Origin of the sequence: Micromonospora psammae (assembly GCF_036902725.1) — a bacterium.
Taxonomy (GTDB): Bacteria; Actinomycetota; Actinomycetes; order Mycobacteriales; family Micromonosporaceae; genus Micromonospora.
This window is the reverse complement of sequence record NZ_JBAKHM010000037.1, coordinates 1-12,052: the sequence shown is the minus strand read 5'-3', so window position 1 is coordinate 12,052 and position 12,052 is coordinate 1. Positions and strand designations below refer to the sequence as shown.

Genomic DNA, 12,052 nt, shown 5'->3' with positions numbered 1-12,052 from the left:
GGTCACGCTATATGGCTGAAAAGGTTCATCAAGTCCACCTAAAGCGATGAAGCGTCCTAAAGGGGTGCGAGGCCTAGAAGGTGCATATCGGACCGGCAGCGGCCTGCCCGCGTGGGTTCGGCGGGAGCGGCGGCTGCTCGCCGCACGGTGTCGGCGGGCGAGACCTGTCGTTGCACCTGTGTGACGTTCCATCTGCCGCCGCGCCCCGGCCCGGCGTCCCCCAGAACCACCCGCTGGGCCCGGCTGTGCGTCGTGACGCTCACCCTCGGCGCGTTCGGTCCGTACCTCGCGCCGGGTCTGCGGACGGAACAGGTTGGCGTCTACGGGGCGGTCGCGGCCCTGTTCCTGTTCGGGCTCTGGATGCGCGTCCGCCTCACCGGCACGGCGCAGTGGGTGGCCGCGGCGCACCTGACCCTCATCGCGGTCGCCGCGTCCGGGGTGCTCCTCCCGCCGCCGAACCACACTCTGTACCGCCCGGGCAGCATCCTCGCCGGCCTCGACAACGTGCTCCTGCCGATCGCGGTCGTCGCCGTCGTCGGGATGCTGGTCGGGGCCGGCGCGGACCCGGGCCGCATGCTCCGCGCCGTCTGCGCGTCCGTGGTGTGGGCGATGGCCGGCAACGCGCTGCTCGCGATCCACTCGGCCGCCAGCGACGACACCCGGGTGCTGGCCCCGTTCCGGCTGTTCGGTGAGGCGGAGAGCGTCGCCGACCGGGCCGAACAGCTCGGCCGCTACTCGGGCATCTTCAACCAGCCCGCCGAGGCCGGCCTGGTGTACTCCGTCGCCGTCCTCGCCGCCCTCTACCTCTACCAGCAGCACATCGGCCGCCTGACGGTGGCGCTGCTGGCGTTGACCGTCGGCGGGGTCCTGTCGGTGTCGAAGGTGTTCCTGCTGGTGGGTGTCCCGGTCGCCATCGCGTACGCGCTGCTCGCCCCCGGCCGGTGGCGCCGCCTGGCCGCGGTCGGCGCGGCCACGGTCGCCGCCCACCTCGTCGCGAGCCGGTACCTCGACCAGTGGGAGGGGCAGAGCTTCGCGCTGCGCCTGCTCCCGGGCAGCAGTGGCAGCAGTGACCAGGTCGGGGTCTACACCGCGGGCCGGTTCGGGGGGCAGTCCACGCTGCAGGACGTCGTCGACATCATGTTCGCCATCTCCCCGACGTTCGGGGTGGGTCTCGGCGGGTTGCAGATGGCCTACGACAACGGGTGGGTCGAGGTGCTGGTGATGGCCGGGCTGTTCGGCGTGGCCCTGCACACCGCGCTGCTGGCGGCGCTGCTCGTCGGCTGGGCCGGCGTCCGCAACGGCCGCCCCGAGTCGGGCCTGGCCGGCGGGCTGGTCCTCGTGGTCATCGGCGCGTCGTTCGGGCTGCCCGCCCTGACGGCGAACCGCTGCGCCACCGCCGTCTGGCTGCTGCTGGGGCTGCTGTTGCTGGTGCGGCGGGACGGTAGTGGTGGACCCTGGTGGCAGGAGGCCGGCTCCGGCCGGCACCGCACCCTCCTACCGCAGGGGGTGCCGCTGCGCCGGTGAACCCACCGGCGGTCGGGAGGGGCGCCGTGACGACGAGGGCCGCCCCCTCTCCACCGGCGAGAGGACGGCCCTCGCGGGTGCCGGTTGCCTCAGCCCTTCGCCTGCTTCTGCAGGTCCAACAGGTTGTTCAGCTCGTTCTGCTGGGTCGACTTCATGGTGGTGGCGAGCCGGACCACCTCGCGGTCGTCCGTGGCGTCCAGCACCGCGTCGATCATGTGGATGCCGCCCAGGTGGTGGTCGATCATGAGCTTGAGGAACTGCTGGTCGACCGCGATCCCCTGGGCCTCGCGCAGCGCCTTCATCTCCTCGCTGGAGGCCATCCCCGGCATCAGCCCGTCGCGGAGCGTCTCCCGGCCGTCGGGCATCCAGGACATCGGCGGCTCCGAGCCCGTCGGGGCCAGCCCCCACTGCCGCAGCCAGGTCTGCATCGCGCCGATCTCGCCCTGCTGCCCGGTCGCGATGTCGACCGCCATCTGACGCACCGCCGGCAGGGTCGCCGAGCGGTACGCGGTGAGGCCCATCTCCACCGCCTGGGTGTGGTGGGTGGTCATGTCCCGGGCGAAGCCCGCCTCGACGGAGGTGTCGCCGGGGCGGACGAGCCCGGGCGTGAGCAGGCCACCGGCGTACCCGAGGAGCAGGCCGACCACGACGGCGGCGAGCAGCGCGAGGCTGCCGGTGCGGCGGGTGGTCCCCCGGCCGTCGGTGTCGACGGCCGGGGTCGCGGTGGTCTCGTCCTCCGTCATGGCGGAAGCAGACATCAGGGGTGTTCCCTTACTGCGTCGGCTGGAGGTCGCGCGGAGTGGTGCCGGTGGCCGTGATGCCCTGGTTGCACAGGGCGGTCGGGCCCTCGATGGAGGCGTTCACCCGCAGCGCCTTGATGAACTCGTCGATCCGCCCGTCGCCCGCGTCGTCGACCTTGAGCTGGTAGCCCCAGGCCTGCAGCGACACCGGCTTGTCGAGGCCCTCGACCGGGCTCATCATCATCTTTTCGGTGCCGCGCACCCGGTCGGCCAGCTTCTCCACCTGGTCCTTCGGCAGGTCCGACCGGTAGGTGACCCAGACCGCGCCGTGCTCCAGGCTGTGCACCGCGTGCTCGTTGGCGATCGGGGCGTCGTAGACCTCACCCATGCAGTTCTGCCAGGCGTTGTTGTGTGCGCCACCGACCGGCGGGTTGTACTTGTACTGGAGCGGGCCGGAGGTGTGCCTCTCGTACTTGAGGCTCTCGGGGTCCTTCTCGCGGTAGTTGACGATCCCGCTGATGTCGGCGGCCCGGTCCTCCCAGCTGCGGGAGCCCTTGAAGGCCGCGTACGAGCCGTACCCGATGATCGCGACGGCCAGTACGCCGACGGCGACGAACAGGGCGATCGGCCCCCAGGCCCGGCCGCTGCTCACCTTGACCGGGGTGACCGGCTTACGGGGGCCCTTGCCTCCCGAGGTCGGGCGAGGGGTGCCCGTCGACTTGCCGCCCCCGGGCTTGGCGCCGGACGCGGGCCGGCCAGCCGCCGGCTTCTTGCCGGTGCTGACCACGGTCGGACGGCGCTCGGGGCCGCCCGGGGTGCTGATGCTCATCGTTCCTCGTCAGGTCGGTCGGTCAGGGGAGTTGGCGGGCCGGGTGACACGCTGGGTCGCCGCCGAGTTCCCGAGTCTACCCCCGATAACATGGATCAGTGACTCCTGCAGAACTCGCTGAGGTCGTCCTCTCCGCAGCCCACGCCGTCTTCACCGACCGGGGCCTCGACCCGGCCGCGCTCCCGGCGCGGACGGCGGTGGAGCGACCGCGCAACCCCGAGCACGGCGACTACGCCTCGACGCTGGCGTTGCAGCTCAGCAAGAAGGTGGGGGTCCCGCCGCGCGAGCTGGCCGCCGCGCTCGCCGAGCAGCTCGGCCGCGCCGCGGGGGTCAAGTCGGTGGAGATCGCCGGCCCGGGCTTCCTCAACATCCGGCTGGACGCGGCCGCCGCCGGGCAGCTCGCCCGGGTGATCGTCGAGGCCGGCCCGGAGTACGGCCGCAGCGACCGGCTCGCCGGCCTGAAGATCAACCTGGAGTTCGTCTCCGCGAACCCGACCGGCCCGGTGCACATCGGCGGGGTCCGGTGGGCCGCGGTCGGCGACGCGCTGGGTCGGCTGCTGCGCGCCACCGGCGCGGAGGTCGGCACGGAGTACTACTTCAACGACGCCGGCTCCCAGATCGACCGGTTCGCCCGGTCCCTGCTCGCCGCCGCCAAGGGCGAGCCGGCCCCCGAGGACGGGTACGCCGGCGCGTACATCAACGAGATCGCCGAGGCCGTCCAGCGCGTCCGGCCGGACCTGCTGGAGCTGGACGACGCCACCGCCCAGGAGGTCTTCCGGGTCGAGGGTGTCGCGCTGATGTTCTCCGAGATCAAGTCCTCGCTGCGCGGCTTCGGTGTCGAGTTCGACACCTACTTCAACGAGAAGGACCTGCACGACCGCGGTGAGCTCGACCACGCGCTCAACCGGCTGCGTGAGCAGGGACACCTCTTCGAGGCCGACGGCGCCACCTGGCTGCGCACCACGGACTTCGGGGACGACAAGGACCGGGTGCTGCGCAAGTCCAACGGCGAGTGGACCTACTTCGCCGCCGACTGCGCCTACTACCTCGACAAGCGCGAGCGCGGCTTCGAACGGGTCGTGATCATGCTGGGCGCCGACCACCACGGCTACATCGGTCGGATGAAGGCGATGGCGGCGTGCTTCGGCGACGACCCGGAGCGCAACCTGGAGATCCTGATCGGCCAGCTGGTCAACCTGGTCCGCGACGGCGTGCCGGTGCGGATGAGCAAGCGGGCCGGCACCGTGGTCACGCTGGAGGACCTGGTCGAGGCGATCGGCGTGGACGCCTCCCGGTACGCGCTGGCCCGCTACTCCAGCGACTCGCCCATCGACATCGACGTGGAGCTGTGGACCCGGGCCACCCGCGACAACCCGGTCTACTACGTGCAGTACGTGGCCGCCCGGACGGCGAGCGTCGGGCGCAACGCCGCCGAGGTCGGCCTGACCCGGGGCGACGCCGACAGCTTCCGCCCCGAGCTGCTCGACCACGAGAAGGAGAACGAGCTGCTCAAGGCGCTCGCCGAGTTCCCCGCCGTGGTCGCCGCGGCGGCGGAGCTGCGCGAGCCGCACCGGGTCGCCCGCTACCTGGAGGAGCTGGCCGGCGCCTACCACCGGTTCTACGACAACTGCCGGATCCTGCCGCGTGGCGAGGAGGAGGTCACCGACCTGCACCGCACCCGGCTCTGGCTCAACGACGCCACCCGCACGGTGATCGCCAACGGCCTGCGACTGCTGGGCGTCTCCGCCCCCGAGAGGATGTGATCGCGTGCGAGCGCGAGGAGTGAGCTTGCGAGCCCCGGAGTCGCGAAGCGGAGATCGGTGATGCGGGCTCACGAGGCCGGCGCCCTGCACGGCGACATCGGCAGCCGGCCGCCCTGGCTGCGTCCGCCGGGCGACGTCAACGCCCTGGTGCCGGAGCTCTGGCCGCGCAACGTCGCCCGGGCGGCGGACGGTGCCCTCACCGTCGCCGGCCTCGGCGTCCACGACATCGCGGCCGAGTTCGGCACCCCGGTGTACGTCCTCGACGAGGACGACCTGCGCTCGCGCTGCCGGGACTTCCGCGCCGCGTTCCCGACCGAGGACATCTACTACGCCGGCAAGGCGTTCCTCTGCCGGGCGGTGGTCCGGATGATCGCCGAGGAGGGGCTGCACCTCGACGTCTGCACCGGCGGCGAGCTGGCCACCGCGCTGTCGGCCGGAATGCCGGCGGAGCGGATCGGCTTCCACGGCAACAACAAGTCGACGCGCGAGCTGACCCGGGCGCTGGACGCCGGGGTGGGACGGATCATCGTCGACTCCTTCACCGAGATCGACCGGCTCACCGCGCTGGCCCGCGAGCGGGGCGTCCGCCCGAAGGTGATGGTCCGGGTCACCGTCGGCGTCGAGGCGCACACCCACGAGTTCATCGCCACCGCCCACGAGGACCAGAAGTTCGGCTTCTCCCTCGCCGGCGGGGCGGCCGCGGCCGCCGCCTTCAAGATCCTCGACGAGGGCGTGCTGGAGCTGCGCGGCCTGCACTCGCACATCGGCTCGCAGATCTTCGACGCCAACGGCTTCGAGGTCTCCGCCCGCCGGGTGCTCTCCCTCCAGGCGCAGATCCGCGACGCGCGCGGGGTGGAGCTGCCCGAGCTGGACCTCGGCGGCGGCTTCGGCATCGCGTACACCACCCAGGACGACCCGGCCGCGCCGCAGGAGCTGGCGAAGCGGCTGCGCAAGATCGTCGACTCGGAGTGCGCCGCCGAGCGGCTGGCCGTGCCGCACCTGTCGATCGAGCCGGGCCGGGCGATCGTCGGGCCGGCCGTGTTCACCCTCTACGAGGTCGGCACGGTCAAGGACGTGGACGGCATCCGCACCTACGTCAGCGTCGACGGCGGGATGAGCGACAACATCCGCACCGCGCTCTACGACGCCTCGTACTCGGCCACGATGGCGAACCGGGCGTCGGTGGCCGCCCCGATGCTCGCCCGCGTGGTGGGAAAGCACTGTGAGTCCGGGGACATCGTGGTGAAGGATGAATTCCTGCCCGCCGATGTGCAGCCGGGAGATCTTGTCGCGGTGCCCGGCACGGGTGCCTACTGCCGGAGCATGGCCAGCAACTACAACCACGTACCCCGACCCCCGGTGGTCGCGGTGCGCGACGGCCACGCCCGGCTGATCGTCCGGCGGGAGACCGAAGAGGACCTGCTCGCTTTGGATGTGGGATGACGTCACCTGTGCGTTTGGCGCTGCTCGGCTGCGGAACCGTGGGCAGCGAGGTGATCCGGCTGCTGCACGAGCAGTCGGCCGACCTCGCCGCCCGGATCGGCGCTCCGCTGGAGATCGCCGGCATCGCCGTACGCCGGGTGGGCCGCGACCGCGGCGACCTGCCGGTCGACCCGGACCTGTTCACCACCGACCCGCTCGGGCTGATCAAGCGCGACGACGTGGACGTGGTGGTCGAGGTGGTCGGCGGCATCGAGCCGGCGCGCACCTGGCTGGTGGAGGCGCTGCGGGCCGGCAAGAGCGTGGTCACCGCCAACAAGGCGCTGCTCGCCGAGGACGGCGCGGCGCTGCACGACGCCGCGGCCGAGGGGGGCGCCGACCTCTACTACGAGGCGTCGGTCGCCGGGGCGATCCCGCTGCTGCGCCCGCTGCGCGAATCGCTGCACGGGGACCGGATCAACCGGGTCACCGGCATCGTCAACGGCACCACCAACTTCATCCTCTCCGCGATGGACGCCACCGGCGCCGGCTTCGCCGAGGCCCTCGAGGAGGCCACCGAGCTGGGCTACGCCGAGGCGGACCCGACCGCCGACGTGGAGGGCTTCGACGCCGCGGCCAAGGCGGCGATCCTCGCCTCGCTGGCGTTCCACACCCGGGTCGGCGCGGCCGACGTGCACCGCGAGGGGATCACCGAGGTGACCGCCGCGGACGTGGCGAGCGCCAAGGCGATGGGCTGCACCATCAAGCTGCTCTGCATCGCCGCCCGGGGCGCCGACGCCGCCGGTCGGGAGACCGTCAGCGTCCGGGTCCATCCGGCGATGATCCCGCTGGCCCACCCGCTGGCCAGCGTCGGCGACGCGTTCAACGCCGTCTTCGTCGAGGCGGAGGCCGCCGGCCAGCTGATGTTCTACGGGCGCGGCGCCGGGGGCGCGCCGACCGCCAGCGCCGTGCTCGGCGACGTGGTCGCGGTGGCCCGCAACCGGCTCGCCGGGGCGCGGGCGGCCAGCGAGTCGGCGTACGCCGACCTGGCGGTGCGGCCGATGGGGGAGGCGCTGACCCGCTACCACATCAGCCTCGACGTGGCCGACCGCCCGGGTGTGCTGGAGGCGGTGGCCGGGGTGTTCGCCCGGCACGACGTCTCCATCGCCACCGTGCGGCAGGGGCCGGCGGGCGGCGGGCCGGCCGGGCAGGGCTCCGACGCCGACCTGGTCATCGTCACCCATGTCGCCCCGGACGCCGCGCTGGCCGCGACCGTACGGGAGCTGCGCGGCCTGGACATCGTCCGCTCGGTGGCCAGCGTGCTGCGGGTCGAGGGCGGGCAGTGATCCTGTCCCGCCCTGTGGTTAGGGGCGGATGCGCCGGGAGCCGATCCGGGCGGCTGGTCCAGGCTTGACGTGGCCCCGGCGGGACGCCGGCGGTGGGAGCGAGGAGAACGACATGTGGCGTGGTCTGATTGAGACGTACCGGGACCGGCTGCCGGTCACCGACGCCACTCCCGTCGTCACCCTGCACGAGGGGAACACCCCGCTGCTGCCCGCGCCGGTGCTCTCCGCCCGGCTCGGCTGCGACGTGTACCTCAAGATCGAGGGGGCCAACCCGACCGGCTCGTTCAAGGACCGCGGCATGACCGTGGCGGTCTCCAAGGCGATCGAGGCCGGTGACAAGGCGATCATCTGCGCCTCCACCGGCAACACCAGCGCCTCCGCCGCGGCGTACGCGGCCCGGGCCGGGATCACCTGCGCGGTGCTGGTGCCGCAGGGCAAGATCGCGCTGGGCAAGCTGGCCCAGGCGCTCGTGCACGGGGCGAAGCTGCTCCAGGTGCAGGGCAACTTCGACGACTGCCTGTCGCTGGCCGCGAAGCTCGCCCAGGACTTCCCGGTGGCGCTGGTCAACTCGGTCAACCCGGACCGGCTGCACGGCCAGAAGACTGCCGCCTTCGAGATCGTCGAGGCGCTCGGCGACGCCCCCGACATCCACTGTCTCCCGGTGGGCAACGCCGGCAACATCTCCGCGTACTGGATGGGCTACGGCGAGGACCTGGCCGCCGGCAACGCCACCCGCACCCCGAAGATGTACGGCTTCCAGGCCGCCGGGGCCGCGCCGATCGTGACCGGGCAGGTGGTGCACGAGCCCTCCACCATCGCCACCGCCATCCGGATCGGCAACCCGGCCAGCTGGACCAAGGCCGTGGACGCCCGGGACGCCTCGCAGGGACTCATCGCCGCGGTGACCGACCGGGAGATCCTCTCGGCGTACCGGCTGCTCGCCCGCGAGGTGGGTGCCTTCGTCGAGCTGGGCAGCGCGGCCAGCGTGGCCGGCCTGCTCCAGCAGGCGGCGCAGGGGCGGATCCCGGCCGGCTCCACAGTGGTCTGCACGGTCACCGGGCACGGTCTGAAGGACCCGGAGTGGGCCATCTCCACCGCGCCCGCGCCGGTCACCATCGCCAACGACGTCCTCGCCGCGGCGCGCTCCCTCGACCTGGCCTGAGGCGCCCCCGCCGGCGGCGACCCGGCTGCGGGTGATGCGGGTCGGGTCGGGCACACTTCCCGTACCCCTCCCGCACGCACCCTCTCCCAGGAGTGACCACGCTGATGTCGCTGCTCGCCAGATTCAGCCTCGCCAATCGGGGGCTCGTCGCACTAGTCGCGGTGGTGATCACGGCGTTCGGCGCCTTCGCCGTACCGTCGTTGAAGCAACAGCTGCTGCCGTCGCTGGAGTTCCCGGCCGCCTTCATCGTGGCCCCCTACCCCGGCGCCGGCCCCGAGATCGTCGAGTCGCAGGTCACCGAGCCGATCGAGAACGCCCTCCAGGGCATCCCGGGGCTGGAGAAGCTCACCTCCACCTCCCGGGAGGGACTGACCACCATCCAGGTGCAGTACGCGTTCGGCACCGACCTGGACGACGTGGTCAACAAGATGCAGACCGCGCTGAGCCGGATCGACGCGCAGCTGCCGGAGAACGTCGACCCGCAGGTCCTCGCCGGCAGCACCGACGACCTGCCCGCGGTGGTGCTCGCCGCGGCCGGCGGGTCCGACCAGGGGGCGCTGGCCGAGCGGCTGCGGGACACGGTCGTACCGGAGCTGGAGGCGATCGAGGGCGTCCGGACGGTGGAGGTGACCGGCACCCGGGACGACATCGTGGTGGTCACCCCGAACGTGGCCAAGCTGGCCGCGGCGAAGCTCTCGCCGACCGCGATCGGCACCGCGCTGAAGACCAACGGCGTCGCGGTGCCGGCCGGCACGGTCGTCGACGGCACCCGGGCGCTGCCCGTGCAGGTCGGCACGCCGATCGCCACTCTCGACGACCTGCGCGGCATCGTCCTCGCCCCGGCCGGGCCCAAGGCGGCGCCGGTCCGGCTCGGCGACGTGGCCACCGTCGAGCAGCAGCTCGCCCCGGCCACCGCGATCACCCGGACCAACGGCCAGGACAGCCTCGGCATCGCGGTCACCGCGGCCCCGGACGGCAACGCGGTGCAGATCTCGCACGAGATCCGGGACCGGCTCGCCGAGTTGAAGTCCGCCTCGGGCAGCGAGCTGACCGTGGTCTTCGACCAGGCCCCGTTCGTCGAGAAGTCGATCGAGAGCCTGACCACGGAGGGGCTGCTCGGCCTGCTCATGGCCGTCGTGGTCATCCTCGTCTTCCTGCTGTCGATCCGTTCGACGGTGGTCACCGCGGTCTCCATCCCGCTCTCCGTCGTGGTGGCGCTGATCGCTCTCTGGATCGGCGACTACTCGCTCAACCTGCTCACCCTCGGCGCGCTCACCATCGCGGTCGGCCGGGTGGTCGACGACTCGATCGTCGTGCTGGAGAACATCAAACGACACCTGGAGTACGGCGAGCCGAAGCGCGACGCGATCCTCGGCGCGGTCCGCGAGGTGGCCGGCGCGGTCACCGCGTCGACCCTGACCACGGTCGCCGTCTTCGCCCCGATCGCGCTGGTCGGCGGCTTCGTCGGGCAGCTCTTCGCGCCCTTCGCGATCACCGTGACGGTGGCCCTGCTCGCCTCGCTGCTGGTGTCGCTGACCGTGATCCCGGTGCTGGCGTACTGGTTCCTCAAGCCGCCGCGGGGCGGGGTGGACGACGCCGCGGCCCGCCGCGCCGCCGAGGAGAAGGAGCTGCGCAGCCCGTTGCAGCGGGCGTACCTGCCGGCCATCGGGTTCGCCACCCGTACCCGGGCGACCCGGTGGATCACCGTGGGGCTCGGGGTGCTGGTGCTGCTCGGCACCTTCGGGCTGGCCAGCCAGCTGAAGACCAACTTCCTGGACGACTCGGGCCAGGACACCCTGAACATCACCCAGGAGCTGCCGGCCGGCACCGGTCTGGCCGGCACCGACCAGGCGGCCCGCCGGGTGGAGGCGGTGCTGGAGCGCACCGACGGCGTCGAGACGTACCAGGTCACGGCCGGCGGTGGCGACAACCCGTGGCAGGGCGGCGGCGGCAACAACGTCGCCACCTGGTCGGTGGCGCTCGGTGGCGACACCGACGCCAAGGAGATGCGGGAGATCCTGCGCCGCGAGTTCGACACCCTCGGCCCGGAGGCCGGTGAGCTCAGCTTCGGCGGCGGTGAGGGCGGCGCGTCCGCCAACCAGCTGGAGGTGGTCGTCCAGGCCACCGATCCCGAGGCGCTGGCCCGGGCCGCGGAGGCGGCCCGTACGGCGATGGCCGGCACGCCGGACGTCGAGGACGTCTCCACCAGCCTGGCCGCGCGGGTGCCGCGGGTGGACGTGACCGTCGACCGGGTCGCCGCCGCGCGGGCCGGGCTGACCGAGGCCGCGGTCGGGCAGCTGGTGGCGCAGGCGTACCGGGGTGCCCCGCTGGGTCAGGTGGCGCTCGACGGCGGGCAGCGGGACGTGGTGCTGCGTACCTCCGCGACGCCGCCGACGACGGTGGAGCAGCTGCGCGCCCTGCCGGTCGGGTCGGTCAAGCTGGACGACATCGCGGACGTGGTCCAGGCCGAGGGGCCGCAGCAGGTCACCCGGATCGACGGCGAGCGCAGCGTCTCGGTGACCGGCACGGCCACCGGCGCCAACCTGGGCGCGACGACCCAGGAGCTGCAGAAGCGGCTGGACGACATCGACGTGGCGGGGGCGACGTTCGAGGTGGGCGGCGTCAGCGCCGACCAGGAGGAGGCCTTCGGTGACCTGGGGCTGGCCGTGCTGGCGGCGATCGCGATCGTCTTCCTCATCATGGTGGCGACGTTCCGGAGCCTCACCCAGGCGCTGATCCTGCTGATCTCGATCCCGTTCGCCGCCACCGGCGCGATCGGGCTGCTGCTGGCCACCGGCACCCCGCTGGGCGTGCCGGCGCTGATCGGCGTGCTCATGCTGGTCGGCATCGTGGTGACCAACGCGATCGTGCTGCTGGACCTGATCAACCAGTACCGGGCGCAGGGGATGGGCGTGGCCGAGGCGGTGGTCGAGGGTGGCCGGCGCCGGCTGCGCCCGATCCTGATGACCGCGGTCGCCACCATCTTCGCGCTGCTGCCGATGGCGTTGGGGCTCACCGGCGAGGGTGGTTTCATCTCGAAGCCGCTGGCGATCGTGGTCATCGGCGGTCTGCTCAGCTCGACGCTGCTGACCCTGGTGCTGGTGCCGACGCTCTACACCATGGTGGAGCGCACCAAGGAGTCCCTGCGCGAGCGCCGGGCGCAGCGCCGGGGCGGTCCGGCCGCGGTGGACGGTGCTCCGGCCGCGACCGACGGCGGCCCGGAGGCCGCCGCCGGCGGCCCGGAGGCGGACGACGCCCGCCGGCCCGCC

8 protein-coding genes are annotated in these 12,052 nt (G+C 72.7%); 6 read left to right on the top strand and 2 right to left on the bottom strand.

The genetic code is table 11. The annotated features are described in order from the left end of the window. Positions 1-252: 252 nt before the first annotated feature. Positions 253-1,524: a hypothetical protein gene (locus tag V6U79_RS28010; protein WP_334616483.1), complete on the top strand. Its 1,272-nt coding sequence runs from the start codon at positions 253-255 to the stop codon at positions 1,522-1,524. Positions 1,525-1,613: 89 nt separating this feature from the next. On the opposite strand, the gene V6U79_RS28005 is transcribed toward V6U79_RS28010, so the two are convergent. Together V6U79_RS28005 and V6U79_RS28000 are read right to left on the bottom strand one after the other, a co-directional pair. Then, positions 1,614-2,282, bottom strand: a complete 669-nt coding sequence (locus tag V6U79_RS28005) for a DUF305 domain-containing protein (protein WP_334533386.1) — start codon at positions 2,280-2,282, stop codon at positions 1,614-1,616. A gap of 13 nt (positions 2,283-2,295) precedes the next feature. Then, the gene (locus V6U79_RS28000; RefSeq protein ID WP_334533389.1) at positions 2,296-3,093 is read right to left on the bottom strand and encodes a thioredoxin-like domain-containing protein; all 798 of its coding nucleotides are present in this window, start codon (positions 3,091-3,093) and stop codon (positions 2,296-2,298) included. Positions 3,094-3,191: 98 nt separating this feature from the next. Between V6U79_RS28000 and argS the strand changes: the two genes are divergently transcribed. From argS to V6U79_RS27975, 5 genes are all read left to right on the top strand, one after another. Beyond that, positions 3,192-4,856: an arginine--tRNA ligase gene (argS, locus tag V6U79_RS27995; RefSeq protein ID WP_334616482.1), complete on the top strand. Its 1,665-nt coding sequence runs from the start codon at positions 3,192-3,194 to the stop codon at positions 4,854-4,856. 60 nt (positions 4,857-4,916) lie between these two features. Beyond that, positions 4,917-6,299 carry a diaminopimelate decarboxylase gene (lysA, locus tag V6U79_RS27990; RefSeq protein ID WP_334616481.1) on the top strand — a complete coding sequence of 461 codons (1,383 nt, stop codon included), beginning with the start codon at positions 4,917-4,919 and terminating at the stop codon, positions 6,297-6,299. Between the two features lie 8 nt (positions 6,300-6,307). Next, complete coding sequence (locus V6U79_RS27985; RefSeq protein WP_334616508.1) at positions 6,308-7,621, top strand: homoserine dehydrogenase; 1,314 nt, start codon at positions 6,308-6,310, stop codon at positions 7,619-7,621. Between the two features lie 112 nt (positions 7,622-7,733). Continuing rightward, positions 7,734-8,783 carry a threonine synthase gene (thrC, locus tag V6U79_RS27980; protein WP_334616480.1) on the top strand — a complete coding sequence of 350 codons (1,050 nt, stop codon included), beginning with the start codon at positions 7,734-7,736 and terminating at the stop codon, positions 8,781-8,783. Positions 8,784-8,887: 104 nt separating this feature from the next. Next, positions 8,888-12,052: efflux RND transporter permease subunit (locus V6U79_RS27975; RefSeq protein WP_334616507.1), on the top strand; the 3,165-nt coding region annotated here is incomplete at its 3' end.

Bases quoted from the DNA above. Each gene is read 5' to 3' on its own strand.
- thrC (WP_334616480.1), top strand. From the start codon at position 7,734: ATGTGGCGTGGTCTGATTGAGACGTACCGGGACCGGCTGCCGGTCACC.
- lysA (WP_334616481.1), top strand. From the start codon at position 4,917: ATGCGGGCTCACGAGGCCGGCGCCCTGCACGGCGACATCGGCAGCCGG.
- V6U79_RS28005 (WP_334533386.1), bottom strand. From the start codon at position 2,282: ATGTCTGCTTCCGCCATGACGGAGGACGAGACCACCGCGACCCCGGCC.
- V6U79_RS28000 (WP_334533389.1), bottom strand. From the start codon at position 3,093: ATGAGCATCAGCACCCCGGGCGGCCCCGAGCGCCGTCCGACCGTGGTC.